Here is a 24723-nt window from a genome sequence, read left to right as displayed (position 1 = left end):
GACCGCGAGCCGGAAGGCGTCGCGCCTGCCGAGCCGGCGCTGGGTCATGCCACGGAGGAAGGCGGGGTCCTGCCTGTATGGGTGATTCATTGGGGTTTGGTGCTCCGGGTTCTGTTACCGCGGGGGTTCGGGGTGTTACCGCAGGGCGTAGGAGTGCCAGGGCTGCCAGGAGAGCCAGACCGAGTCGCCCCGCTCGGCGGTGATCGTGCTGTCGTTCGCGTTCTGCTCGAACACCGTGATCTCGGCGCCGTCGCCGAGCACCACGACGTAGCTGTTGGAGGTGCCGAGGTAGACGACCTCGGCCACGGTCCCCCGCACGACGCTGAGGTCGCCCTCGGGCTGGACCTTCGCAATCTTGATCTTCTCCGGCCGGACCGTGAGATCGACGGTCTGGCCCGCCGTGAGCGAGCCGTCCGCGGGGATGAGGATCCGGTCGCTCTGACCGAGGGCGAGCACGGCGGTGTCACCGCTGACCTGTCGCACCGTTCCGCTCAGCAGGTTGGAGGTGCCGATGAACCCGGCCACGAACTTGCTGGCGGGCCGCTCGTAGATCTCGCGAGGGTCGGCGAGCTGTTCCACGAGGCCGTCGTTCATGACCGCGATGCGGTCGCTCATCGTCAGCGCCTCGCTCTGGTCGTGCGTCACGTAGACGAACGTGATCCCGACCTCCCGCTGGATGCGCTTGAGCTCGATCTGCATGGCCTGGCGGAGCTTGAGGTCGAGCGCGCCGAGCGGCTCGTCGAGCAGGAGCGCGCGGGGCCGGTTGACCAGTGCGCGGGCGAGCGCGACGCGCTGCTGCTGGCCTCCCGACATCTCCTTCGGCCGGCGCTTCTCGCGACCGACCAGGTCCACGACCTCCAGGATCTCCCCGACGCGGCGCTTGATCTCCGCGTCGGGGACCTTCTTGCGCTTGAGCCCGAACGCGACGTTGTCCCAGACGTTCATGTGCGGGAACAGCGCGTAGGACTGGAACACCATGTTGATGTCACGCTTGTTCGGCGGGACGTTCGTGACGTCCTCCCCGTGGAGCCTGACGACCCCCTGGGTGGGGTCCTCGAACCCGGCGATCATTCGCATGCTGGTGGTCTTGCCGCAGCCTGAGGGGCCGAGGAGGGAGAAGAACTCCCCCTCCGCGATGGCGAGGCTCACGCCCTTGACCGCTCGTACGACCTCGCCGTGCGAGACGTACTCCTTCACCACGTTGTCGAGTTCGATGGCGGGCACGTCTCCTGATACGGGGGCAGCCGCGACGGCTGCCCCCGGGCCCGCCTGGATCTCTGTCATTCCAGGCTTATCCCTCTTTTTCGATAGGTGTCCGGCCGGAGCCGGTGGCACCTATTCGCCGATGTAGTGCATGACGTGCTTGACGCGGGTGTAGTCGTGGAGGCCGAAGACGGACAGGTCCTTGCCGTAGCCCGAGTGCTTGAAGCCGCCGTGCGGCATCTCGGACACGAACGGGATGTGGGTGTTGACCCAGACGATGCCGAAGTCGAGCCGCTTGGACATCCGCATCGCGCGGCCGTGGTCGGTGGTCCACACCGAGCTGGACAGGCCGTAGCGGACGCCGTTGGCCTTGGCCAGCGCGTCGGCCTCGTCGGTGAACGTCTGGACGGTCATGACGGGACCGAAGATCTCGTCCTGCACCATCTCGTCGTCCTGCTTCAGCCCGTCCACGACGGTCGGGGCGAAGAAGTAGCCCTTGTCGCCGACGCGGGTGCCGCCGGTGAGGACCTTCGCGTGCTCGGGGAGCCGCTCGAAGAAGCCCTCGACCCGGGCGAGCTGGTTGGCGTTGTTCAGCGGCCCGAAGTAGGCGTCCTCCTCGTCGAGACCGCCCAGCTTGGTGGCGGCGGCGGCCTCGGCCAGCGCCGCGGCGAACTCGTCGTGGATGCTCTCCTGCACGAGCACGCGGCAGGCGGCGGTGCAGTCCTGGCCGGCGTTGTAGAGGCCCGCCCCGGCGATCTCCTCGGCGACGGCCTTGATGTCCTTGACGTCCTCGAAGACCACGACCGGGGCCTTGCCGCCCAGCTCCAGGTGGACCCGCTTGAGGTCGTCGGCGGCGGTCCTGGCGACGGCCATGCCGGCCCCCACCGAGCCGGTGATCGCGACCATGTCGGCGTCGGCGTGCCCGACGACCAGGGCGCCGGTCTCCCGGTCGCCGGTGACCACGTTGAAGACACCGGCCGGCAGGACGTCACCGAGGATCTCGGCCAGCTTCAGCGTGGAGACCGGGGTGGTGTCGGACGGCTTGAGCACGATCGTGTTGCCGGCGGCGAGAGCGGGGGCGATCTTCCACACCGCCATCATCATCGGGTAGTTCCACGGCGTGACCTGGCCGATGACCCCGATCGGCTCGTGCCGGATCATCGAGGTGTGGTCGGCGAGGAACTCACCGGCGGTGGGGCCCTCCAGGGTGCGGGCCGCACCGGCGAAGAACCGGAAGTGGTCGGCGGCGACCGGGGTCTCGTCCTCGGCCATGCGGGCGCGGGGCTTGCCGGTGTTACGGCACTCGGCCTCGTTGATCTCGTCCGCGCGGGCCTCGATAGCGTCGGCGACCTTGAGCAGCAGCGCCGCGCGCTCGCCCGGCGTCGTCTGGCCCCACGTCTCGAATGCGGCCGTCGCGGCGGCGTAGGCGGCGTCGACGTCCTCCTGACCCGACACCGGCGCCTGGGCGTAGACCTCGCCCGTCGTAGGGTCTACGACGTCGGAGAAACGGCCGCTCGCGGCGTCGACGAACTTCCCGTTCACGAAGTTCTGGAGACGGGTGGTCACCGTTGACCTCCTGTTGAGGTGGCTGAGTTGTCGCGACTCTGGCAGAGCAAAGAGCCACAGACAAGGGATTTCGTCGCTAAGATACCAAATTGCTACGGAATCGCTTGACACGAGCGACTCAGCTGACAACATGTCGGATCACGATCGCAACATGTCAAGAACGGTGCTGTAACACCAGGTCGCTACGGCGGCCGAAGCCCGCCAAGAGAGGACACCCCCCGAGGATGACGACTCCCCCCAAGGCTCGCGCGGCTGCCGCTAAGGGTGGGCCGGTGGTGCTCGACGAGATCTCCAAGCAGATCATCGAGCAGCTTCAGATGGACGGGCGAAAGCCGTACGCCGCCATCGGCAAGGCGGTGGGGCTGTCGGAGGCGGCGGTGCGTCAGCGGGTGCAGCGCCTGCTCGACCTCGGCGTCATGCAGATCGTCGCCGTCACCGACCCGCTGACCCTGGGCTTCCCTCGTCAGGCCATGATCGGCATCAAGTGCGAGGGCGATCTCGAGCGGGTCGCCGACGAGCTGGCGCAGATCCCCGAGATCGACTACGTGGTGCTGACGGCCGGGTCGGTCGACATCATGGTCGAGGTGGTCTGCGAGGGCGACACCCACCTGCTGGAGATCCTCGGCAAGATCCGGGCGATCTCCAGCGTGCGGGCGACCGAGACGTTCGTCTACCTCAAGCTGCACAAGCAGACGTACTCGTGGGGGACGCACTGACGACGGCGCCCGGCACGGCCGTCATCACGGCGAGCAGGGGCACGTCCCGGTAGCCGAGCCGGACGTGGTCGCGCTCCACGCCGAGGGTGAAGTCCGGCGGCGCCGTCAGCACCCCCGCGAGATCGTCGGTGACCGCGGGCACCGTGGGCGTGTATCCGCAGCGCCGCAGGCGCCGCAGCCAGGTGGCGGTGGTCTCGTGCCGTTCGTAGCGGCCGCTGTCGTCCACCGCGCCCACGATGTCCAGGATCTCCCTGCCGAAGAAGCTCTTCATCGCGTCCTGCTCGGCGCGGGCGAGCGGCAGGCCGTCGATGGCCTCGAAGAGCGTGCCGAACATCCGCCAGGAGTTGACGAACCGCTCGGCCAAGCCCACCTGGTGATGGTCCGAGCCGGGCTCGCACAGCGCGACGGCCGCGGGTTCCAGGGCGCGCAGCCGCCGCAGGAAGACATCGCGCGCGTCGTGCCCGGGACGCGGGTTCAGCATGTGGTGCAGGGCGAAGGAGGCCACCGCGAGCAGCGGGCCGGGAGACTCCCCTATCAGTCTCCAGTCGGCGTCGTCGAGCGCCTCCGTGGCGCGCGGCACCGCGTGGAAGGTGACCTCGATCCCGTGCTCCGCGCCCGCGCGCAGCAGGTTGATCTCCGCGTCGGCCAGGGCGGGGGCGGCCGGGTCCACCCCGACGACCACCAGGTGGCGCAGCGGCAGGTTCCGTGCCGCCGCCTCCGCCAGCAGCGCGCTCTCCTGCCGGCCCTGCCCGATGCCGATCGACAGCAGGGTGGCGGTCGCGTGCTCGCCCAGATGGCCGAGCAGGTACGCGTTGGCGAGGCGTCCGGCGCGGACGAACGGAAGGTGCCGCGTGAGGAGGTAGAACAGGTCGATCTGCGGCCGCCGGTACCGGCGTAGGTAGAGATTGGCGCTCTCCTCCCCCTCCAACCGGCCGGACAGGCCCGCCAGGTAGTACATGGGCAGCATGTCCCGGGGGTCGGCGTCCGGGTCGATCCCGGCGCGCGCCTCCGCGAGCAGGGCCCGCGCATCGCGCTCCCGGCCGTCCTCGGCGGCCACCGCCGCCTCGAAGAGCAGCGCGCGTGCCCGCGCGCCGGCCGTTTCCGCCCGTGCCCCCACCGCTGTCTCGATCGCAGCGTTCACCCTGACCCCCGTACCGGTCTGTGTCGTATCCTCTGACGCCCCTCATCCTTCGGGACGGCCGCGCCGCTGCGGATCTCCAGTAAGCGGCGACTTCATCGGGGGCAGTGGACAGGCACTCAGCCGATCCTGGCGACGGCGCGTACGGGCGCGCCGTCGGCCCCGGTCAGGCGCAGCGGGAGCAGAGAGACCTCCACCCGGCGGCCGGCGGCCTGGGCCTCCAGCAGGGGCCCCAGATTGCGCAGGTTCTCGGCGATCACCGCGTGCGCCCCGCACAGGGCCCGGTGCGCCGGCAGGTCGGCCGGAGCCGGCGTCGGGTCGACGCTGAGGGCGTCGATGCCGACGGTACGCACCCCCGCGGCGACGATCAGGCGGGCGGTCTCCTCGGCCAGGTACGGGTGGGCGTGGTAGTCCGGCGTCCCCCAGTGCTCGTCCCAGCCGGTCGCGACGAGCAGGACGGTTCCCGGTCGCAGCCGTCCCGACACGGCCTCCAGCGTCCCGGGGGTGACCGGCGAGCGCGGCGGCAGGCCGCGGACGTCGAGGACGGCCGCGGGACCGAGGAACCGCTCCAGCGGCACGTCGTCCAGCGTCGGCAGCGTGTCGTCGATGTGGAACGGCGCGTCCACGTGGGTGCCGGACTGCGACCCGAGGTGCAGGCCGAGGACGTTGACGCCCTCGGCCGCCACGGTGAGGGCGGGCGCGATCTCGACCTCGGGGTCTCCGGGATAGACGGGCATGCCGCTCACGACGGGCACCGACAGGTCGACGATCACGGCTTCTCCCCTGGCGTCAGGCCTCCCGGGCGCGGGCGGGCCGATCAGATCGTAGGCCACGAGTAGAGATCGGTCCGCCGGTCGCGGTGGACGTCGTTGCGCGGGCCGGTGGCCTTGTTCCTGGCGTGGGCCAGGTCGCAGCCGGCGACCAGCACGGCCGGCCCGTCCCTGAGCACGGGGCCCGCCAGGGGGTATCCGTTCGGGCCGATCAGCGACGTCCCGCGCACCCAGTCCACGCCGCGCTCGGCCGCGCACCGGTCGGCCACGGCGACGAACATGCGGTTGGCCGCGGCGGCGATCTGGGCGTACGCGACCAGCACCGGGCGCTCCCCGGCGGGAACGGGCGAGGCGGGCCAGTTGGTGGAGACGGCGAGGAGGTCGGCCCCGGCGAGGCCCACGGACCGCACCCATTCGGGGAACTCCAGGTCGTAGCAGACCATCATCCCGATCCGGCCGACCGCCGTGTCCACGACGGGAGCCGGCGCGTCGCCGGGCGTGAACACGTCCTGCTCGTCGTGCCACAGATGGGCCTTGCGGTAGACGGCCCTGGTCCCGGTGGCGTCGACCATGACCTGGCTGTTGCGCAGGACGCCGTCGGCCAGCTCGCAGAATCCGCCCACGATCACCAGGTCGTGGGCCCGGGCCAGGCGGGTCCAGGCGGTGACGGTCGGGCCGTCGGCCGGCTCGGCGAGGCTCCCGGCCTCCTCGGCGCCCGAGAAGACGTAGCCGCTGTTGACGAGCTCGGGCAGCACCACCAGCCGGGCCCCGGCCTCGGCCGCCTCCACGATCGCCGCTTCGGCGGCGGCACGGTTCGCCTCCGGGTCGCCCACCCGCAGCGGGACCTGCGCGACCGCGACCCGCGTCACCGCCGCGCCATCGTCCGCCGTCGTCATGCGTTCCTCCAGATCATGGTTCGGCGCGCCCACCCTCCAATCAGGACAACTAGGGATATCACGGGAAATAGGCTGACCAGTGTGGACGGGCACAACACCGTGGAGGACCTGCTGCGCTCTCCCGCGTTGCAGCTTCGGGTACTGGCGGGCGAGCGCGGCCTCGGCAGGTCGGTCTCCTGGGCCCACGTGAGCGAGCTGGAGGACCCCACGCCCTGGCTGCTCGGGGCCGAGGTCATCATGACGACGGGCATCGGCGTCCCCCGCGCCGCCGCCGCCCAGCGGGCGTACCTGGAACGGCTCGACGACGCGGGGGTGGCGGCGCTCGCGGTCAGCGCGGGGCTGCACGTCCCCCCGCTGCGCCGGGCCTTCCTCGACACCGCCGAGGAGCGCGGGTTCCCCGTGCTGGAGGTGCCGCTGGCCGTGCCGTTCATCGCGATCGCCCAGGAGGTCGCGGCGGCGGTGCAGGAGGACGCCCGGCAGCGGCTGGGGGCCCAGCTGCAGGTGTTCGGCGCGCTGCGCTGGCTCGCGTCCGAGGGGCTGGACACGGCGGGGCTGTTCCGGCGGCTCGAGCGCCTGTCGGGCTACGAGATCTTCCTGAGCACGCCGCAGGGCCGCCCACTGCTGCCGGGCGTGCCGGCGCCCCCGCCGTCCGTACGGCTGCCCGCCTCGGCGGACGCGCCGCCGACGATCCCCGGCGGCTTCGCGCTCCCGGTGCCCGCGCCCGGCGGGCCGGCCGGGTTCCTGGTCGCCTTCGAGCGGGCGGGCGCCCGCCCGGCCGGGCTCGCCGTGGTCCAGCACATCGCGACCGTCGCCGCCCTGCGGGTGGCGATGGTGCGCAGCGAGCGCGAGACGCTGCGCCGCCAGGGGGCGGAGACGCTGGCCGAGCTGCTGCAGGACGTGCTCGACCCGGAGACCGCCCGGCGCAGGCTCGACCTGATGGGCCTGCCGCCGGACCGCGACGTCGTGCTGCTCGTGGTGCGCGACGCCGCCGACGACGCCGTGGTCCGGGCCCTCGCCGAACATCCGCACCTCATGCTCCGCCGCCATCGGGACCTGTACGTGCTGACGGCGGCGGCCGTCGCCACCGCCGAGCTGGAGGCGGTGCCCGGCATCGCGGCCGGCGTCAGCCGGCCCGTCGCGCCCGGGTCGTCGCTGCGCGTCGCTCAGCGGGAGGCCCTGTGGGCGGCCTCCCGCGCCGCCGAGGCGGGCCGGCCGCTGGTCGCCTACGGCGAGGACACCACGGGCCGGTGGCTGCCGGACGACGTGGGCGTGCTGGCCGCCCTGGTCGAGCACGTGCTCGGCGACGTCCTGCGGTACGACGCCGAACACGGGTCGGAGCTGATCACGTCGGTCCGCACGTGGATGGAGCGCGACCGCCGCGTCGACGACGCCGCGCGGGCCCTGCACGTGCATCCCAACACGCTGTCGTACCGGTTGCGCCGCTTCGGCGCGCTGACCGGGCGCGACCTGTCGGCGACCGGCGACTTCGCCGAGGTGTGGCTGGCCATCCGGGCGGCGGCCCAGCTCGGCGGGCTCTAGTCGATGCCCGGGCGGGTCACAGCTTCGGCTTGGCCGCCCGGTACAGCCACGCGTCGAACAGGTCGTCCAGGTCCCGGCCGGACAACCGCTCCGCCAGGGCGAGGAGGTCCTTCGTGGTGACCGTGGAGTGCCGGTTCTGTCTGGCCCACGTGCGCAGCAGCGTGAAGAACGTCTTGTCGCCTATCTCCTTGCGCAGCGCGTGCACGGTCATGGCGCCGCGCACGTAGATCGCGTTCCAGTCGAACATGCCGTCGTGGCCCGGGTCGCCGGTCTTGAGCTTCCAGAAGTCACTGCCGGCCCTGTGCTTGTAGTGCTCGGCGAAGGTCCGCTCGGCGGAGGGGCCGCCGTGCTGCTCCCGGTACAGCCACTCGGTGTACGACGCGAAGCCCTCGTTCAGCCAGATGTCCTTCCAGCTGCGCAGGCCGACGCTGTCGCCGAACCACTGGTGGGCCAGTTCGTGCACGATCACGAGCTCGTCCGACATGACCTTGTCGTACACCGGCCTGCCCTGCGTCTCCAGCGCGTAGTCGACGTCGAGCCGGTCGGCGATGCCGCCGGTGGAGGAGAACGGGTAGTCGCCGAAGAGCTTCGACTCCCACCTGATCGCCTTGGCCGTGGTGCTGTGCAGGTGCTTGAACTCCTTGGCCAGCGAGGGGTCGTACGCCGTGATGTTGGGCCTGCCCCCGACGGTGCCCCGGGTGACCGTGAACTTCCCGATCGCGACCATGGCGAGGTACGGCGCCATGGGGTGGCGCATCGTCCACTTCGAGGTCCGGTAGCCGTCACGCGGGCCGGCGACGCCGGAGTTGTCCGGCTCGCCGTTGGCCAGGACCGTCAGCCCCTCGGGCGCGGTGACCTCGAAGGTGAAGGTGGCCTTGTCACGCGGGTGGTCGTTGGCCGGAAACCAGCTGCGGGCGCCGTCCGGCTCGGCCAGCGCGACGGCTCCGTCCTCGGTGTCGATCCAGCCGGCGACGCCGAGCGCCCTGTTCTTGATCGCCTTCGGCCGGCCGGCGTAGGACACCTCGACCGTGAACTTCTTCCCCGCCGGCAGCCCGTGCCGGGGGGTGACGACGAGCTCCTGGCCCTTCCGGACGTACGACGCCCGCCGGCCGTTCACCTCGACCTCGCTGATCGCCGGCCCGGAGAAGTCGAGGTCGAACCGGGACAGGTTCTTGGTCGCCGTCGCCGTGATCGTCGTCGTGGCGCTGAGGCGGCGGGTCTCCGGGGTGAACCGCAGCCGGATCACGTAGTGGGCGACGTCGTAGCCGCCGTTGCCCGCGAGGGGGAAGTACGGGTCGCCGAGACCGGCCGAGCCGGGGGTGTAGGCGGCGGAGCCGGGGGTGTAGGCGGCGGAGCCGGTGCTCGCCCGGGCCGCCGGCACGGCCGCCAGAGGGATGACCGTCAGAGGCATGACCGCCGTGAGACCGGCGGCGAGGAGCCCCGGCCAGGGGGATGATCTGCGAAGCATGATCCCCATCGTGGGGTATAGCTCCACGAAAATTGGAATTTATGCGCTTTTAGGGGGGCAGATCGGGTCAGGGGCGGCGTTCCAGCACGCTCGCCATCTCGGCCAGGAAGCCGTCCACCTCGCGGATCGCGTAGCCGGGCCGGAACACGACGGTGGCGAACGTCGCCTTCCTGACCTGCTCCGCCGTCAGCGGCTCGGCCGTCGTCCCGCGTAGCGTCGCCACCACCCGGTCGAGGAACGCGTCGACCTCCTCCTCCCGGTAGCCCATCCCGAGCCGTCCGGGGTGGAAGGCGACGCGTTCGACCCGGACCGCCTGTGCCTCCAGCCAGGACGCCGTGCCCGGCTCCGGTGGTGGCGTGCCCGGCTTCCCGGCGGCGTTCGCGGGGGCGCTCGCTGGGGCGCTCGCTGGGGCCGTGTCCGACCCCGCGCGCGCCCCGTCCCCCGTACGGCGCGCCGTGGCCCGGGCGGCCGGCGCCGCGACGAGGGGCTGTGTCACGGCGGTCTCCAGGGCGGCGGGCCCCGTGGCGGCGCGTTCCGCGACGCCGGGCCCCGGGGTGGCGGGCTTCGTGGCCGCGGACCCTGTGGCGGCGGGCTCTGTGGCGGCGGGCTCTGCGGCGGCCGGGCTCGGGGTGGCGGGGTTCGTGGCCGCGGGCCGCGCCCGCGAATCGTCGCCCTGACCGGCCCTGGCCTCGACCGCCACGATGAACGCGTCGAGCGCGAAGTCCACCGCCGTCTCGTTGTAACCGCCGAGTTTGACGGCGAACCGCGCGTTCCTGATCTCGTCGGCCGTCACCGGCGGCCCGTCGGCCGGGCCGCGCCCGAGCGTCGACTCGATCCGGCGCACGAAGTCGTCGACCTGTTGGGGGTCATAGCCCAGGCGCACGGCCATGACGCGGGGAAAGCGGTTCACCAGACCTCCGGCCCATCGCTCATGCCCGACCATTTTGACGGGAGTCCCAACAGAAAGGCGAGACCCAAAGATCGCCCGATGTCGGTACGCCTGGAGGAACATCCCGATAAGCTCCAGAAACTATGCGGATCGCCAGTCTCTCCTTCCGGTACGGACGGCGAGCCCCGTGGGTCCTGCGGGACGCCGGTCTCGTCCTCGATCCGGAAGACGTGGTCGAGGTCACCGGGCCCAACGGCACCGGCAAGTCGACCCTGCTGCGGCTCGTCGCCGGGCTGCTCAGGCCCGTACGCGGAAGCGTCCAGGATCGTCCCCGCGTCGTCGGATACGCCCCCGAGCGGTTCCCCGCGGACCAGCCGTTCACCGTGGCGTCCTACCTGCGGCACATGGCGGCGGTCCGGAGGGTGAGCCCGGACGCGATCGGCCGGTGGAGCGAGCGGCTCGGCATGGACCACCTGCTCGGGCAGCGCCTGCCCGACCTGTCCAAGGGCAGCGCGCACAAAGTGGGCCTCGCGCAGGCGCTGCTCGCCGAACCGGGGTTGCTCGTGCTCGACGAACCCTTCGCCGGGCTCGACGCCGCCACCCGGGCCGAACTCCCCACGATCATCGGGGAGATCCGCGCGCGCGGCGGGATCGTGGTGGTGAGCGACCACCAGGGCGATCTGCGCGCCTTTCCCGGCCTGCGCCGCTGTGAGGTCCGCGACCGCGCCGTACGGGAACTCGAGCCGGTCGAGGAGACCGGCGAGCCGGCCCTGACCGTGCTGGAGGTGGCGGTGGCCGCGTCGCGGGCGGACGACCTGGCCCGGCGTCTGCGTGCCGAGGGCTGCACGGTCCATGTTTCGGGGCGCACCACGTCCCGCGTCGCCGGGGAGGCCGCCGGATGACATCCGTGATCGCGCTGGCGCGCTTCCGCGTCGCCGGCTACGTCGCCTCCCACCGGGCTCTGCAGCCTCTCATCGGGCTGCTGGCACTGCTGGCGATCCTCTACGCGACCGCCGTCCCCGCCGGTCAGGAGATCGCCGCCACCGCGGACTCGGCGGCCATGCTCGTACCGGTGCTCGCCTGGGCCGCGCGCGGCCTGCTCGACACCGAACCCGACGAGCAGCGCAGCGTCGCCCTGTCCGCGCTTGGGCCGAGAGAACTGGTGAGCGGACTGCTGGCGGCGTTCTCGTCGCTGCTCGTCCTGGCCGCGGTCGCCGAGGCCGCGCTGCTCACCCGCCTCGCCGCCTCTCCCACGCTCACCGTGCTCCTGGCCGGGGTGTGGCTGCACCTGCTGTCGGCGGTGGCGGGGCTCACACTCGGGGCGCTGACCAGCCGCCCGATCCTGCCCTCCCCCGCCGTCTCCACCATCGCCCTGATCCTCGGCTACCTGTCGATGCTGGTGATCAGCCTGGCCGGGGGCCGCTGGCTCACCGTGCCGGTCATGGGCTGGATGCGCGACGCCCACCACGGCGAACTGCAGGCGACCCTGCCTCTTCTCACGGTGCAGTCGCTGCTGTGGCCCGCGATCGGCCTGACGGCCTACGCGTGGCTGCGCCGGACCCGGCCCTGAACCGGGATCAGGGCTGGGGCGCGGCGGCGAGCTGCCCGCACGCCCCGTCGATCTCCCGTCCCCGGGTGTCCCGTACGGTGACGGCGACGCCGTGGGACTCCAGGCGGCGTACGAACGCCCGCTCGTCCTCGGGGCGGGAGGCGGTCCACTTGGAGCCGGGCGTGGGGTTGAGCGGGATCAGGTTGACGTGCACGAGCTTGTTCTTGAGCAGGCGGCCGAGCAGGTCGGCCCGCCACTCCTGGTCGTTGATGTCCTTGATCAGGGCGTACTCGATGGACACGCGCCGCTTGGTCCTGGCCGCGTAGTCCCACGCCGCGTCGAGCACCTCGGCGACCTTCCACCGCGTGTTGATGGGCACGAGCGTGTCCCTGAGCTCGTCGTCCGGCGCGTGCAGGGAGACGGCGAGCGTCACCGGCAGGCCCTCGTCGGCGAGCTTGCCGATCGCCGGCACCAGGCCGACCGTCGAGACCGTGACCCCGCGCGCCGAGATGCCGAGGCCCTCCGGCGCCGGGTCGACCAGGCGGCGTACGGCGCCGATGACGGCCTTGTAATTGGCCATCGGCTCGCCCATGCCCATGAAGACCACGTTGGTCACCCGTCCCGGCCCGCCCGGGACCTCGCCGCGCGCCAGCGCCCGGGCACCCGCGACGACCTGCTCGACGATCTCGGCGGTGGACATGTTGCGGGTGAGCCCGGCCTGGCCGGTCGCGCAGAACGGGCAGTTCATGCCGCACCCGGCCTGGGAGGAGACGCACATCGTGACGCGGTCGGGGTAGCGCATCAGGACCGACTCGACCAGCGAGCCGTCGAACAGCTTCCACAGCGTCTTGCGCGTCATGCCGCCGTCACAGGTGATCTCGCGTACGGACGTCAGCAGCGGCGGCATGAGCTGCTCGACCAGCCGCTCGCGCAGCGCGCCCGGCAGGTCGGTCATCTGCTCCGGAGAGCCGGTGAGCCGGGTGAAGTAGTGACGGGAGAGCTGGTCGGCGCGGAACGGCTTCTCCCCCAGCTCCGCCACCGCCGCCCTGCGTTCGGCCATGGTCAGGTCGGCCAGGTGGCGCTGCGGCTTTGCCCGGCGGGGCGCCACGAAGGTCAGCTGCCCGGTCTTCGGCTGCTCGCTCACGCAAAACCCTTTCCATCTCCCGCCGCCATGGTCTTAACGACTGGCGCACGCGGCTTTACATTCTGTCTGGCGGTCGAATCCCGGAGGCGTACGAGAGGTGAGGTGTGGACACCACTGTCGTGCTCACCAGCCCCAACCCCTACGGGAGCCGCACACTGACGATCGAAGCCGACCGGACCTCCTCCGTAGCTTACCTTCGCGACGCGAAGGGGATCGTCCACGGAGCGGTCTGGCTGGCCAACCACGTCCCCGCGCCCGCCGAGGCCGATCTCGCCCGGGCAGACGCCGGGCTGCCGCCGGTGATGCCCGAGGCGCACACCGCGCATCCCTCCGGCCGGCCGCCCCTCGACGCGGAGTCGCTGTCGGTGCTGTGGTTCGAGGAGGGCGACGGCGTCGCCCTGTACGAGAACGACACGCTCCTGGCGGTCATTCCGGCATGGGCCGACCTGGAGCGCGGCATGCCCGGATACGCGCGGGACGCCGTCGGGGAGTCGCCGTTCGCCTGGCCGCTCGGCGAGGCGCTGGAGGGCCTGTCCCCCCGGGTGGCCAAGGCCCGCGCGTACTGGCAGTGGCGGCAGGCGGAGGGCAGCTGGGCCACCTTCCAGCAGTTCGTGCTCGGCCACCTCGACAGCAGGCTCGGTCCGCCGGGCCGCTACTGGGACGTCGGCGGCGACCGCTTCCCCATGGTGGGGGTCAGCGAGCGGCCGCCCACGTTCACCCGGGACTACACGGTCCTGTCCACCGTGGGCATGAGCTGCCAGCGGATGCCCGCCGCGGAGATGTACGACACGGCGTGCCGGGTGGAACTCGCGCTGGCGACCAGGCAGGATCCGAGGGTCGCCGCACGGCTGTTCGCCTGGCTCGGGCAGTATCCATGGCGGTCGGTGACGTGGCTGGGGCACGGGCACACGGCCCGCTGGTTCCAGAACCCGGTCACGTTCCCCTTGGACGGCGGGCACCAGGGGGTTCTCATGCTGACGGACCCGCCCGGCCTGCCGGACATGTCGGGATTCGTCTTTGGCGGCGACGCCGTACGGTGGCTGTGGTTGCTCCCGCTCACCGAGTCCGAGCTGCGCCTCGTGGCCGATCACGGTCATCGGGCGATCAGCGAACGGCTGGCGCTGACCGGCCGGATCTGACCCGGGACCGGACTCGCCGACGCCGGCGTCAGGCCACCGGGACCAGGAGCGTGAGCAGCAGCCACACGGGGACGAGCGTGAACAGCAGCGAGTCGAGGCGGTCCATGGCCCCGCCGTGCCCCGGCAGCAGCGTGCCCATGTCCTTGATGCCGATGTCGCGCTTGATGACCGACTCGACCAGGTCGCCGAGCGTCGCGCACACCACTCCGGCCAGGCCGACGACGGCGCCTTCCCAGTACTCACCCTGCAACAGGAAGTGGACCAGTAACGCGCCGCCCACGACACAGGCGAGGGTGGACCCGGCGAAGCCCTCCCAGGTCTTCTTCGGGCTGATGAGCGGAGACATCCGGTGCTTGCCGAGGAAGATCCCGGCGAAGTAGCCGCCGATGTCGCTGCACACGGTGACCGCGACGAAGACGATCACACGATCCGGCCCGTCCTCGGGAGCCAGCAGCAGCGGCACGAAGCCCGCGAGCAGCGCCGGATAGACCGCGACGAACACCGCCGCGGTCGCGTCCCTGACGTAGCCTTCGGCTCCCTGGAACATGCGCCAGGTCAGCAGCACCATCACGGTCACGCCGAACGCGCCGACCAGGAAGGTCGTGCCACCCCAGTAGGGCCCGAGCACCATGGCCGCCATGCCGGCCAGCAGGGGCGGCAGCGGCACCCGGATGCCGAACCCGCCGAACGCCTTGACGATCTCGTGTATGCCGACGCCGACGGCCAGCAGGACCACGGCCAGGAAGGCGACCTTCACGGTGTAGAGCGAGCCGATGACCGCCGCGCCGAGCACGACGCCGACCCCCACCGCGGCCGGGAGATTGCGGCCCGTACGGCCCTTCTTGGGGGCGTCACCCTGCGGGGCCGCGGCACCGGTTCCCACCGGGTCCGCGGGACCGCCCGGTGTTGATGCCGGGGTGGCTGCCGTGCCCGGGCCGGAACCGGCGGCCCCGCTCTGCGCGCCGCCGCGGTCCGCGCCGGCACCGGCGAGGCCGTTCGACGCGGAAGCCTGCCCGGCGCCCGGACCGGCGCCGGTGCGACCGCCCGTCTCGGGACCGTGTCCGGCGCCGGAGGGGCCCGCCGGGCCCTCCGCCGGGTTCCGGTCGCCGGCGGCAGCAGTTCCGTCCACAGCGTCCCACTCTCTATATACGCGTGATCCTTGTGCCGCCCGCTGTCACGGTGCGGCACAAGGATCACGGTCAAGCCCTACGGGCCCGGATGCCGGGCCGCGTCGTCAGACCTCGAGCAGCTCGGCTTCCTTGTGCTTCAGCAACTCGTCGATCTTCGCGACGTGCTTCTGGGTGAGGTCGTCGAGCTCCTTGACCGCGCGATGGACCTCGTCCTCGCCCGCCTCGCCGTCCTTGACGAGCTTGTCGAGGATCTCCTTGGCGTGCCGGCGGATGTTCCGCACCGACACCCGGCCGTGCTCCGCCTTGTTGCGGGCGACCTTGATGTACTCCTTGCGGCGCTCCTCCGACAACTCGGGGAACACCACGCGGATCACGGTGCCGTCGTTGCTGGGGTTGACGCCGAGGTCGCTGTCGCGGATGGCCCTCTCGACCGCGTTCAGCGAGCCCTTGTCGTACGGCTGCACGAGCACCATGCGCGCCTCGGGGACGTGGAACGACGCGAGCTGCTGGATCGGCGTCGGCGACCCGTAGTAGTCAACGGTGATTTTGTTGAACATCGAGGGCGTGACGCGGCCGGTGCGGATGCTCGCGAAGTCGTCCTTGGCGACCGTCACCGCCTTGTCCATCTTCTCCTCGGCCTCGAGGAGGGTATCGTCGATCACTGCGGCTCCCTACTTCCCTGCCGGACTCACCAGCGTGCCGATCTTCTCACCACGGACCGCCCGGAGGATGTTGCCCTCGCCCATGAGGTCGAAGACCACGATGGGCAGGCCGTTGTCCATGCACAGGCTGATCGCGGTGGCGTCCATGACCCCGAGACCCCGCGTCAGCACCTCACCGTACTCAAGCTGGTCGAACCGGACCGCGTCGGGGTTCTTGCGCGGGTCCGAGTCGTACACGCCGTCGACCTGGGTGCCTTTGAGCAACGCCTCGGCGCCGATCTCCAGCGCGCGCTGCGCGGCGCAGGTGTCGGTCGAGAAGAACGGCGAGCCGAGGCCCGCGCCGAAGATCACCACGCGCCCCTTCTCCAGGTGGCGGATCGCGCGGCGCGGCAGGAACGGCTCGGCGACCTGCTGCATCGTGATCGCGGTCTGTACGCGGGTGTCGATGCCGCGCTTCTCCAGGAAGTCCTGCAGGGCGAGGCAGTTGATGACGGTCCCGAGCATGCCCATGTAGTCGGCCCGGGCGCGGTCCATGCCGCCCTGCGACAGCGCCGCGCCGCGGAACATGTTGCCGCCGCCGACGACGACCGCCACCTGCACGCCCTCACGGACCGCCTCGGCGACCGAGTCCGCCAGCTGGGCGACGACACGCGGGTCGATGCCGAGCGACTCGCCGCCCGCGAACGCCTCGCCCGACAGCTTCAGCATCACCCGCTTCCAGCGCAGCGGCCCGTCGTACGACGAAGCCGCCGGCGTGGCGGGTCTGGTGTTCTCCTGCACGGCGGCGGCCTCCTCGGTAGTCAGCGCGGGTCGAAAAGCTCCTGGCTGTAAGCCTAAGCCTGGCCGACCTTGTAACGGGTGAAGGCCAGGACCTTGACGCCGGCCTCCTCCGCGACCTTCTTGATCGTCTTCTTGTTGTCCTTCACGAACGCCTGCTCGAGCAGGGTGAAGTCCTTGTACCAGCCGTTGACCCGGCCGTCGACGATCTTCGGGATGGCGGCCTCGGGCTTGCCCTCCTCGCGGGTCATCTGCTCGAACAGCGACCGCTCCTTCTCGACGACCTCGGCGGGCACCTCGGCGGGGCTCAGGTACTTCGGCGCCATGGCGGCGGTGTGCTGAGCGATGTCCTTGGCGATCTCGGCGTTCGGCGTGTCGAGCTGCACGAGCACGCCCACGGCCGGCGGGAGCTGCGGGTCGGTCTTGTGCATGTAGGAGGTGATGAAGCCACCCTCGAGCACCGAGAACCGGCGAATCTCGATCTTCTCGCCGAGCGCCGCGTTGGCCTCGTCGAGCAGCTCCTTGACGGTCTTGCCGTTCAGCTGGGACTCGAGCAGGGTCGGCACGTCGCCGGGCTTGGTCGCGACGATGTGCGCGACGATCTCGGCCGCGAGCTCCTGGAAGCGCTCGTTCTTGGCGACGAAGTCGGTCTCGCAGTTGAGCTCCAGCAGCGCCGCGAGGGAGTCGCCCTCGTGCTTGACGGCGACCAGGCCGTTCGACGCGGTGCGGGCCTCGCGCTTGCCGACGTCCTTGGCGCCCTTCAGGCGCAGGATGTCAACGGCCTTGTCGAAGTCGCCCTCGGACTCCTCGAGCGCCTTCTTGCAGTCCATCATGCCGGCGGCGGTCAGCTCACGAAGGCGCTTGACGTCGGCCATGTTTACGGAAGCCATTGTCCAATTTCCTCTTCGGGACCCGGATGAATCGTCTGGGGGGTGGGCGCCCGTGCCGAGCGCCCACCCGGTGAAGCCCTCAGTGCGGAGGGCGTGTCCCCACCGCACCGGTACCAGGTCGCTGCCTGGGAGATCCCCGCCCGTCGCGGCCGGCCAGAGGCGCCGCGCCCGACGGGGACCCGTGGTCGTTCCTCAGGCCTGCTCGTCCTGCGCGGGCTGCTCGGCGGCCGGAGCCTCGGCGGCCTCGGCAGCCGGAGCCTCAGCGGCCGGAGCCTCAGCGGTCTCGGCAGCGGGAGCCTCGGCGGCCGGAGCGGCCTCGCCGCCCTCGAGGAGCTCGCGCTCCCACTCGGCCAGCGGCTCGGCGGCGGCGACGCCCGCGGGCTTCTCGTCACCGCGGCCGGCGCCCGCACGGGTCATGAGACCGTCGGCGACGGCGTCGGCGATCACGCGAGTGAGGAGGCTGACGGCGCGGATCGCGTCGTCGTTGCCCGGGATCGGGTAGTCGACCTCGTCCGGGTCGCAGTTGGTGTCCAGGATCGCGACAACCGGGATGCCGAGCTTCTTGGCCTCGTTGATCGCGATGTGCTCCTTCTTGGTGTCCACGACCCAGACCGCGCTCGGGACGCGGGCCATGTCACGGATACCGCCGAGGGTGCGCTCCAGCTTCTCCTTCTCGCGGCGGCGCATCAGGAGCTCCTTCTTGGTGAGCCCGGAGCCGGCCACGTTGTCGAAGTCGAGCTCCTCGAGCTCCTTCAGCCGCTGAAGCCTCTTGTGCACGGTGGAGAAGTTGGTGAGCATGCCGCCCAGCCAGCGCTGGTTCACGTACGGCATGCCGACGCGCGACGCCTGCTCGACGATCGACTCCTGCGCCTGCTTCTTCGTGCCGATGAACATGATGGTGCCGCCGTGCGCGACGGTCTCCTTCACGAAGTCGTAGGCACGGTCGATGAACGACAGCGACTTCTGCAGGTCGATGATGTAAATGCCGTTGCGCTCGGTGAAGATGAAGCGCTTCATCTTCGGGTTCCACCGACGGGTCTGGTGGCCGAAGTGAACGCCGCTCTCCAGCAGCTGTCGCATGGTGACGACAGGGGCCATGGTGATGGTCCTCCATGGTCGTGTGCCCTTGGGCACGGTCTCGGTTGGTCACGCGGGCGTCTTGCCCGCGCCCTGACGCCCCGGGCCGCTTTCACCGGACGCGGTCCGGACCGAGAAGGCGGCTCGTGAGTGGGCGTGCGAATTCGGCCCGCCTAGCAGGCCGTCGAACAGTCTACCCGGATCCGCTCCTTCAGTTGACCCTTGCCGGATCGGCACCGTGTACCGTCACCACGCGCCTCGACGGTCACGCGGCTGCCTAGCGAATCGCGAGTCGCCGTCCGGGCCGCTCGCGCACCATCCGGGCCCCTTGAGGAGGCCGGGAGTCAGAAGGCGGGCGATCGGGAGGCCGACGATCGGGAGCGGAGATCAGGAACGGGAGGCGGGGACGAAAGACGGGAGCGGGGGCAGGAGATTGCGCTTCACGAGACCGGCCCCCATGAGGCGGGGTGCTCCCCCTGCCCGGGTGGCGGACTCGTCCAGTGGGGCCGCGCACCGTCCACGGCGCCGGGTGGCCTCACATAGGTGAGCGTGCCGAAGGGGCTGTCCATCGTCGCCAGCAGATCGTCCACCAGGGGCTGGCGCGCCTGTTCCGCGTCGACCCTGCCGAGCTCGTCGAGCCACGCCGCGGTCCTCGCCAGCGATACCTCGACGTGCCAGGAACCGCCCTCGGCCGCCCGCCTGAGCAGCGCCGCGACCGCGCCGAACGCGGCCAGGTAACCGGTGCCGTGGTCGAGTGCCTGCGCGGGTAGCGGGCTGGGCAGCAGGCCGTCGCCGTTCTCGTGGGCGATCCCGCACGCCATCTGGACGAGGCTGTCGAATCCTCTCCTCGATGCCCACGGCCCGCACCCGCCGTACGCGGAGATGTCGACGCAGACGATGCCGGGCCGCAGGGCCGCGAGGTCCTCCGGCCCGAAGCCCCTGGCCCGCAGGGCCCCTGGCCGGTATGCCTGGACGATAACGTCGGCCTGGCGGACCAGCTCGCGCAGCGTGTCCGCCTCCGACCGCAGATCGATGTGGCAGGACCGCTTACCGAACGCCGTCTCCACCACGAGCCCCGGCACCTCCGGAAGGTGCGCCGCGCCCACACGCAGCACGTCCGCGCCGTAGGCCGCGAGCGCCCGCGCGGCCACCGGCCCGGCGATCACGCGGGTCAGGTCGAGCACCCGTAGGCCGCTCAGGGGCCGATACGGCCCGGGCGGAAGGCCGGTGGCGGGGTCCGCGGGCATCTCCCCGCCCCATACGCGGCCCCCCGAGGGGGGCTCGGTTCGGCTATGGCCGGTCTCGTCACGGAAGGTTCCGTCGCGGCCGGTCCCGCCGACCCCGGTGCCTCTGTGGCCGGTTCCGTCGCGGTCGGTTCCGTCGTCGGTTCCGCCGCGGCCGGTCTCGCTGCGATCCATCTCGCCGCAGCGGGTTCCGTCGCCGGTGCCGCCGTGATCGGTCTCGCTGCCGCCGGTGCCGCCTCCGCGCGACTGGCCGCCCTTCTCCCCGCCGGGCAGCCGGGTGACGCCGACGATAGGAAGGCCGGCCAGCGCCCGTGCCTGCGGATGCGCGAGCCACTCCGCCCTGCTCCGCATCGCCGCCGCGCAGCCGCCCGCGCGAATCACGGCTTCCTCGATGTCGACCGCCGCACGGCCGGCACACGCCCTCGCGACGTCCTCCTTGCCCGAGCCCGGGGGCAGCCCGAGCGCGCGTACGGCGGCGTCGCGGTGATGGTCGAAGTTGCAGTGGAGCCGCACCCAGCCGTCCGATGCGCGGTAGTCCCCCGACAGCGCGGCCCAGACGTCCATGCCCTTCCCGTCGGCGCGGAAATGCCGCTCGCTCTGGAAGGCCACGGCGGCGTGACGGACATCGATGGTCACGTCCGGGTCGCTGTGCTTACTGGGAAGGGTTTCCCGGCCACCGGGCTGTCCCTCGCCCCTGCCCTCGGTCCGCGCTGTAGTTCGCGCTGTAGTTCGCGCGGCATAAGCGGCGACGGCGGCGGTCAGGGCACCGGCCGAGGCCGCGGCCATCGTGCCGATGGGAAACACGGACGGCAGCACGGGATCCCCTCCGGTGACCCGGACCTCGGGCAGGGCGATCCCGACGCTCGCACCCAGTTCCCTGATCAGTTTCGCGGTCATTGCCGTCTCCTCGCTTCCGATGCCCGGCGGCATGCTCCGTGAGGGGCGGAGCGCCACCCGCCTCAGGGGGACCCGGGCAAGTATTCATGCCGGTCGCAGTCTGCCCGCGGCCGCCCTCCCGCTTCCGCCCCTGGCCTCGCCTGTGGACGGCAAGAGCGCTTTCTCCCGGCCCACCTGCGGTTTTCTCCGTCCGTCCACAGCCGCCGACCGGCGTGCCGCGCTTGTCCACCGTGCTTGTCCACAGAAAGAGGTTCGGTGGCACGGGCGGGGGGCCGCGTCGGCGATCGTCTGCGCCGGAGGTGGTCCCATGGCGGCGAAGGATCGGCTGGGCAGACAGGGCGAACAACTCGCCGTGACCTTTCTGACGGCGAAAGGCATGCACATACTCGACCGCAATTGGCGCTGCGCGGAAGGCGAGATCGACATCGTCGCCCGCGACGGCAACGCGCTGGTGATCGTGGAGGTGAAGACCCGCTCCGGGCGCAGCCACGGCACCGCGTTCGAGGCGGTGACCGGCGCGAAACTGCTGCGCCTGCGGACACTGGCCGGCAGATGGCTCGCCACACGCACCGAGCGCTTCGACACGATACGGATCGACGTGATCGCGCTGGAGCGGTTCGCCGGCGATTTCTCTCTCAGACACGAACGCGGGGTGGTCTGAGATGCCCGTCGCCCGGACGCACTGTGTCGGCCTCGTGGGCGTCACCGGACGTCTCGTCGAGGTCGAGGCCGACGTCGGCCCCGGCGTCGCCGGGACGCATTTCATCGGGCTTCTCGACACCGCGATCAGCGAAGCCCGGGGCCGCGTGAGGTCGGCGCTGATCAACAGCAGGTTCGCCTGGCCGGACGCGCGGGTCACGGTGAGCCTGTCCCCGGCCACCCTGCCCAAGCGGGGGTCGCTCTTCGATCTGGCCATCGCGATCGCGGTGCTCGGCGCGGCCGGCGCCGTGCCCGCGCAGCGGATCGCGGCTCCGATGTTCCTCGGCGAGCTCGGTCTCGACGGGCGAGTCCGTCCGGTCCGGGGCGTGCTGCCGGCCGCGCTCGCCGCCGCCGAGGCGGGGGTGCGCACGGTCGTGGTGCCCGCGCTCAACGCCGCCGAGGCCGACCTCGTGCCCGACCTCACCGTGGTTCCCGTCGCCACACTCGGCGAACTCGTGGGCTGGCTGCGGGCAGGCGACCTGCACCGGCTTCCGGTCGTGGCGGAGGCCGCCTCACTGTCGCGGGACGCCGAGCACATCGCGCACGCCGAAGGCACGCCGGGGCCGGACCTGAGCGATGTGGCCGGGCAGCCGATGGGCCGCAAGGCGCTGGAGGTGTGCGCGGCCGGCGGGCACAACCTGTGGATGCTGGGCCCCCCGGGGAGCGGAAAGACCATGCTCGCCGAGCGTCTGCCGACCCTCCTTCCGCCGCTCGACCAGGAGAAGGCGCTGGAGGTGTCCGCCATTCACTCGGTGGCCGGAACGCTGCCTGCGGGGCGTCCGCTGCTCACCCGGCCCCCGTTCATGGCCCCGCACCACAGCGCGACGATGGCGGCCGTCGTCGGCGGTGGGAGCGGAGGCGTCGTGCGGCCCGGAGCGGTGTCGCTCGCGCACCGGGGCGTGCTCTTCCTCGACGAGGCCCCGGAGTTCGCGACCACCGTGCTCGACTCCCTGCGGCAGCCTCTCGAGTCCGGGACGGTGACGATCGCACGTGCTGTCGGCGCGGTCACGTTCCCCGCCCGGTTCACGCTGGTCCTGGCGGCCAATCCCTGTCCCTGCGGCCTGCAGGGACAGGTTGGACACCCCTGCAGGTGCACCCCCGCGGGCCGGCGCCGCTATCTCGACCGGCTCTCGGGGCCGCTGCTGGATCGCGTCGACGTGAAGATGAAGATCGGCCGGGCCACCCGCGCCGAGTTGCTCGCGGACCGGCACTTCGTGGAGACCAGCGCGACCGTGGCCGAGCGGGTGAGGCTGGCGCGCGAGCGGGCCGCCAGGAGATTGTCCGGCACCCCCTGGCGCACCAACGCCGAAGTGTCCTCGTCCGCGTTGCACCGTGACCTCCGCCTGCCCGACGCCGCGATGGCCCCGCTGCACCGGGGTCTCGACGTGGGCACGCTCAGCGCACGCGGGCTGGACCGCGTGCTCCGCGTCTCCTGGACGCTCGCGGATCTCGCCGGCAGAGACCGTCCGGGCCAGACCGAGACCTCGGCGGCCCTCGCACTGTGGCTTGGAGTGGACTGATGGAAGCGACCGATTTCCGGGCCGTCGACGACGCGCCGACCGGTGACGCCCTGGCCCGGGCAGCGGCGAACACCCCCGGCGCGGCCGGGAACCTCGATGACCCCGCCGGGAACATGGACGCGGTCGGGAACGTGGACGCGGCCGGGCAGGGCAGGACGGAGCGACTGGCCCGGGTGGCGATCATGCGCATGGCGGAGGCGGGCGACGCGGTGATGGGCCGGTTGATCGCCCGCTATGGACCCGTGGGCGCGATGCGGCAGGCGAGGCGAGGCGTGCTGGATCCCGGCTTCGCGCGTGACGAGAGGGACCGCGCCGACGCTTCCCGGCGCCATCTCGATCTCGACCGGCATGCCGCCGCCTGGGCGGCCCGCTACTCGGACCCCGCGGGCGACCTGACGCTGGGCAGGCGGCGAGGAGCGCGGCTCGTCGTCCCGGGCGACGCCGAATGGCCCACTCAGCTCGACGACCTCGGGGACGCCCGGCCGTTCGGCCTGTGGGTGGACGGCCGGGCGAACCTGCGGTTCTCCTGCCTGCGCTCGGTCTCCGTCGTCGGAGCCAGGGCCGCGACCGCGTACGGCACGACCGTGGCGGCCGAGTTCGCCATGAGCCTCGGCGGACGTGGATGGACCGTGATCAGCGGGGGCGCCTACGGGATCGACGGCGCCGCGCATCGGGGCGCGCTTGCCTCCGGGACGCCGACGGTCGCCGTGCTCGCCTGCGGGACGGACGTGTGTTATCCCAGCGCCCACGAGGACCTGTTCCGTGCCGTGCGCGAGCGGGGCGTGGTGATCAGTGAGTGGCCGCCGGGCGCTCACCCCACCCGGCTGCGGTTCCTCATCCGCAACCGGGTCATCGCGGCCCTTTCGCGGGGAACCGTTGTCGTCCAGGCGGCCGCGCGCAGCGGTGCGCTCAACACGGCCACCCACGCCTGGGGTCTGAATCGGCATCTGATGGCCGTTCCCGGCCCCATCACCACGGACGTCTCCACGGGCTGCCACGTCCTGATCCGTCAGGGCAAGGCCGTTTGCGTCACCACGGCAGAGGAGATCATCGAACTGGTCGGCTCCATCGGTGACGACCTCGCGCCGGAGCGACGCGGGCCCGTGCGGCCTCGTGACGGATTGAACGACGAGACCAGGCGTGTGCTCGAGGCGATTCCCGCACAGCGTGCCACGGGTCCCGCCGCGATCGCCGTCGCCGCCGGTGTGGACATCGGAACGACGCTTGCCTGCCTCGGCGCCCTGGCCGCCGCGGGGTTCGTCGAGAACGTGGACCGGGGGTGGCGGCTGCGGCCCGAAGCACGCGCATGAACCGCCGGCACCGCGCCGAAGCGGCCGGCGCTCGTGAATGGACCGGCGGCGTGGAGCGCTCCGGGATCGATCTGCGCGACCACACGCCGAATCGACCCGATGCCTCAGGACGAACGACCGGCACCGCTCGAGCGGCCCGCCCGGGAACGAGGCCGGTGGATACCATGCGGGTCGTGGCCGTGGTCCCTCCCCGAACGGCTTACGGGAACGGAGGCGCTGGCGCTCATGCGCATCGCATGCCGCTCGTGGGCAGTAGGACCGCAAGGAATGGGACCCGGCCGGTCCGTCGCCGCGTCACCGGGGCTGCGAGAGTCACGGGGCTACGAGGCGGCTCCCACAGGCGGCGGCGACCGCGCCCATCGAGCGGTACGCGAGGGGAAGATCGGAGCGGTACGCGAGGGGAAGATCGGAGCGGTACGCGAGGGGAAGATCGGAGCGGTACGCGAGGGGAAGATCGGAGCGGTACGCGAGGGGAAGATCGGAGCGGTACGCGAGGGGAA

The 24723-nt window shown here is 71.7% G+C and carries 23 protein-coding genes; 8 read left to right on the top strand and 15 right to left on the bottom strand.

The annotated features are described in order from the left end of the window. Nucleotides 1–135: 135 nt before the first annotated feature. Together AB0J39_RS19370 and AB0J39_RS19365 are read right to left on the bottom strand one after the other, a co-directional pair. The gene (locus tag AB0J39_RS19370; RefSeq protein ID WP_363466397.1) at nucleotides 136–1284 is read right to left on the bottom strand and encodes an ABC transporter ATP-binding protein; all 1149 of its coding nucleotides are present in this window, start codon (nucleotides 1282–1284) and stop codon (nucleotides 136–138) included. Nucleotides 1285–1335: 51 nt separating this feature from the next. Continuing rightward, nucleotides 1336–2769 carry a gamma-aminobutyraldehyde dehydrogenase gene (locus AB0J39_RS19365; RefSeq protein ID WP_363466394.1) on the bottom strand — a complete coding sequence of 478 codons (1434 nt, stop codon included), beginning with the start codon at nucleotides 2767–2769 and terminating at the stop codon, nucleotides 1336–1338. Between the two features lie 224 nt (nucleotides 2770–2993). Here AB0J39_RS19365 and AB0J39_RS19360 point away from each other — a divergent pair, with 224 nt between their 5' ends. Next, nucleotides 2994–3485: an Lrp/AsnC family transcriptional regulator gene (locus tag AB0J39_RS19360; protein ID WP_169981911.1), complete on the top strand. Its 492-nt coding sequence runs from the start codon at nucleotides 2994–2996 to the stop codon at nucleotides 3483–3485. Here AB0J39_RS19360 and AB0J39_RS19355 read toward each other — a convergent pair. The 3 genes from AB0J39_RS19355 to AB0J39_RS19345 all read right to left on the bottom strand — a co-directional run bounded on the left by AB0J39_RS19355 (nucleotide 3445) and on the right by AB0J39_RS19345 (nucleotide 6289). After that, the gene (locus AB0J39_RS19355; protein WP_363466392.1) at nucleotides 3445–4626 is read right to left on the bottom strand and encodes a GRAS family protein; all 1182 of its coding nucleotides are present in this window, start codon (nucleotides 4624–4626) and stop codon (nucleotides 3445–3447) included. The genes AB0J39_RS19360 and AB0J39_RS19355 overlap by 41 nt on opposite strands. Before the next feature lie 116 nt (nucleotides 4627–4742). After that, nucleotides 4743–5396, bottom strand: coding sequence for a cyclase family protein (locus AB0J39_RS19350; protein WP_363466390.1), 654 nt, complete (start codon nucleotides 5394–5396; stop codon nucleotides 4743–4745). Between the two features lie 44 nt (nucleotides 5397–5440). Beyond that, nucleotides 5441–6289 (bottom strand): nitrilase-related carbon-nitrogen hydrolase, encoded by an 849-nt coding sequence (locus tag AB0J39_RS19345; protein ID WP_363466388.1) that lies wholly within the window; start codon nucleotides 6287–6289, stop codon nucleotides 5441–5443. An 81-nt stretch (nucleotides 6290–6370) separates the two neighbouring features. On the opposite strand from AB0J39_RS19345, the gene AB0J39_RS19340 reads away from it, so the two are divergent. Further along, nucleotides 6371–7828, top strand: coding sequence for a PucR family transcriptional regulator ligand-binding domain-containing protein (locus AB0J39_RS19340; protein ID WP_363466385.1), 1458 nt, complete (start codon nucleotides 6371–6373; stop codon nucleotides 7826–7828). Nucleotides 7829–7844: 16 nt separating this feature from the next. Here the strand turns inward: AB0J39_RS19340 and AB0J39_RS19335 are convergent, their stop codons facing one another. Both AB0J39_RS19335 and AB0J39_RS19330 read right to left on the bottom strand, forming a co-directional pair. Then, complete coding sequence (locus AB0J39_RS19335; protein ID WP_363466383.1) at nucleotides 7845–9296, bottom strand: M1 family metallopeptidase; 1452 nt, start codon at nucleotides 9294–9296, stop codon at nucleotides 7845–7847. 67 nt (nucleotides 9297–9363) lie between these two features. Continuing rightward, nucleotides 9364–10206 carry a DivIVA domain-containing protein gene (locus AB0J39_RS19330; protein WP_363466381.1) on the bottom strand — a complete coding sequence of 281 codons (843 nt, stop codon included), beginning with the start codon at nucleotides 10204–10206 and terminating at the stop codon, nucleotides 9364–9366. A gap of 122 nt (nucleotides 10207–10328) precedes the next feature. Between AB0J39_RS19330 and AB0J39_RS19325 the strand changes: the two genes are divergently transcribed. Then, nucleotides 10329–11087 (top strand): ATP-binding cassette domain-containing protein, encoded by a 759-nt coding sequence (locus AB0J39_RS19325; RefSeq protein WP_363466378.1) that lies wholly within the window; start codon nucleotides 10329–10331, stop codon nucleotides 11085–11087. Continuing rightward, nucleotides 11084–11755, top strand: coding sequence for a hypothetical protein (locus AB0J39_RS19320; protein WP_363466376.1), 672 nt, complete (start codon nucleotides 11084–11086; stop codon nucleotides 11753–11755). Before AB0J39_RS19325 ends, AB0J39_RS19320 begins: the two co-directional genes overlap by 4 nt. A 7-nt stretch (nucleotides 11756–11762) precedes the next feature. Here the strand turns inward: AB0J39_RS19320 and rlmN are convergent, their stop codons facing one another. Continuing rightward, nucleotides 11763–12878, bottom strand: a complete 1116-nt coding sequence (gene rlmN, locus AB0J39_RS19315; protein ID WP_346229861.1) for a 23S rRNA (adenine(2503)-C(2))-methyltransferase RlmN — start codon at nucleotides 12876–12878, stop codon at nucleotides 11763–11765. A 104-nt stretch (nucleotides 12879–12982) separates the two neighbouring features. Here rlmN and AB0J39_RS19310 point away from each other — a divergent pair, with 104 nt between their 5' ends. Further along, a complete protein-coding gene (locus AB0J39_RS19310; RefSeq protein ID WP_363466373.1) occupies nucleotides 12983–14017 on the top strand; it encodes a suppressor of fused domain protein in 1035 nt (344 codons plus the stop codon). Nucleotides 14018–14045: 28 nt separating this feature from the next. Here the strand turns inward: AB0J39_RS19310 and AB0J39_RS19305 are convergent, their stop codons facing one another. The 6 genes from AB0J39_RS19305 to AB0J39_RS19280 all read right to left on the bottom strand — a co-directional run bounded on the left by AB0J39_RS19305 (nucleotide 14046) and on the right by AB0J39_RS19280 (nucleotide 20694). After that, a complete protein-coding gene (locus AB0J39_RS19305) occupies nucleotides 14046–15146 on the bottom strand; it encodes a phosphatidate cytidylyltransferase (RefSeq protein WP_363466371.1) in 1101 nt (366 codons plus the stop codon). Between the two features lie 105 nt (nucleotides 15147–15251). After that, nucleotides 15252–15809 carry a ribosome recycling factor gene (gene frr / locus AB0J39_RS19300; RefSeq protein ID WP_346229864.1) on the bottom strand — a complete coding sequence of 186 codons (558 nt, stop codon included), beginning with the start codon at nucleotides 15807–15809 and terminating at the stop codon, nucleotides 15252–15254. Between the two features lie 9 nt (nucleotides 15810–15818). Then, nucleotides 15819–16589, bottom strand: a complete 771-nt coding sequence (pyrH, locus tag AB0J39_RS19295; RefSeq protein WP_111701993.1) for a UMP kinase — start codon at nucleotides 16587–16589, stop codon at nucleotides 15819–15821. Nucleotides 16590–16642: 53 nt separating this feature from the next. Continuing rightward, complete coding sequence (tsf, locus tag AB0J39_RS19290) at nucleotides 16643–17476, bottom strand: translation elongation factor Ts (protein ID WP_363466368.1); 834 nt, start codon at nucleotides 17474–17476, stop codon at nucleotides 16643–16645. Between the two features lie 192 nt (nucleotides 17477–17668). Beyond that, nucleotides 17669–18574 carry a 30S ribosomal protein S2 gene (gene rpsB / locus AB0J39_RS19285; RefSeq protein WP_363466365.1) on the bottom strand — a complete coding sequence of 302 codons (906 nt, stop codon included), beginning with the start codon at nucleotides 18572–18574 and terminating at the stop codon, nucleotides 17669–17671. Between the two features lie 419 nt (nucleotides 18575–18993). Further along, on the bottom strand, nucleotides 18994–20694 hold the full coding sequence (locus AB0J39_RS19280) for a CoA transferase (protein ID WP_363466363.1): 1701 nt from the start codon (nucleotides 20692–20694) through the stop codon (nucleotides 18994–18996). Between the two features lie 307 nt (nucleotides 20695–21001). Between AB0J39_RS19280 and AB0J39_RS19275 the strand changes: the two genes are divergently transcribed. From AB0J39_RS19275 to dprA, 3 genes are read left to right on the top strand one after another with little or no spacing between them, the layout of a single operon-like run. Next, entirely contained in the window at nucleotides 21002–21355 is a 354-nt protein-coding gene (locus AB0J39_RS19275; RefSeq protein WP_363466360.1) for a YraN family protein, read from the top strand. 1 nt (nucleotide 21356) lies between these two features. Beyond that, nucleotides 21357–22913 (top strand): YifB family Mg chelatase-like AAA ATPase, encoded by a 1557-nt coding sequence (locus AB0J39_RS19270; protein WP_363466358.1) that lies wholly within the window; start codon nucleotides 21357–21359, stop codon nucleotides 22911–22913. After that, nucleotides 22913–24223, top strand: coding sequence for a DNA-processing protein DprA (dprA, locus tag AB0J39_RS19265; protein WP_363466355.1), 1311 nt, complete (start codon nucleotides 22913–22915; stop codon nucleotides 24221–24223). Before AB0J39_RS19270 ends, dprA begins: the two co-directional genes overlap by 1 nt. Nucleotides 24224–24535: 312 nt before the next feature. On the opposite strand, the gene AB0J39_RS19260 is transcribed toward dprA, so the two are convergent. Next, the coding region (locus tag AB0J39_RS19260; RefSeq protein WP_363466352.1) for a hypothetical protein at nucleotides 24536–24723 on the bottom strand (188 nt) is incomplete at its 5' end.

Source organism: Microbispora sp. NPDC049633, from assembly GCF_040675265.1.
GTDB classification, from domain to species: domain Bacteria; phylum Actinomycetota; class Actinomycetes; order Streptosporangiales; family Streptosporangiaceae; genus Microbispora; species Microbispora maris.
Note: the sequence above shows the minus strand (reverse complement) of the source record. Positions and strands in the feature narration are given on the sequence as shown.

Coding starts and splice junctions, on each gene's coding strand:
- AB0J39_RS19370 (WP_363466397.1), bottom strand. CDS start 1,284: ATGACAGAGATCCAGGCGGGCCCGGGGGCAGCCGTCGCGGCTGCCCCC.
- AB0J39_RS19360 (WP_169981911.1), top strand. CDS start 2,994: ATGACGACTCCCCCCAAGGCTCGCGCGGCTGCCGCTAAGGGTGGGCCG.
- AB0J39_RS19345 (WP_363466388.1), bottom strand. CDS start 6,289: ATGACGACGGCGGACGATGGCGCGGCGGTGACGCGGGTCGCGGTCGCG.
- AB0J39_RS19335 (WP_363466383.1), bottom strand. CDS start 9,296: ATGCTTCGCAGATCATCCCCCTGGCCGGGGCTCCTCGCCGCCGGTCTC.
- AB0J39_RS19325 (WP_363466378.1), top strand. CDS start 10,329: ATGCGGATCGCCAGTCTCTCCTTCCGGTACGGACGGCGAGCCCCGTGG.
- AB0J39_RS19320 (WP_363466376.1), top strand. CDS start 11,084: ATGACATCCGTGATCGCGCTGGCGCGCTTCCGCGTCGCCGGCTACGTC.
- tsf (WP_363466368.1), bottom strand. CDS start 17,476: ATGGCTTCCGTAAACATGGCCGACGTCAAGCGCCTTCGTGAGCTGACC.
- rpsB (WP_363466365.1), bottom strand. CDS start 18,574: ATGGCCCCTGTCGTCACCATGCGACAGCTGCTGGAGAGCGGCGTTCAC.
- AB0J39_RS19280 (WP_363466363.1), bottom strand. CDS start 20,694: ATGACCGCGAAACTGATCAGGGAACTGGGTGCGAGCGTCGGGATCGCC.
- AB0J39_RS19275 (WP_363466360.1), top strand. CDS start 21,002: ATGGCGGCGAAGGATCGGCTGGGCAGACAGGGCGAACAACTCGCCGTG.
- AB0J39_RS19270 (WP_363466358.1), top strand. CDS start 21,357: ATGCCCGTCGCCCGGACGCACTGTGTCGGCCTCGTGGGCGTCACCGGA.
- dprA (WP_363466355.1), top strand. CDS start 22,913: ATGGAAGCGACCGATTTCCGGGCCGTCGACGACGCGCCGACCGGTGAC.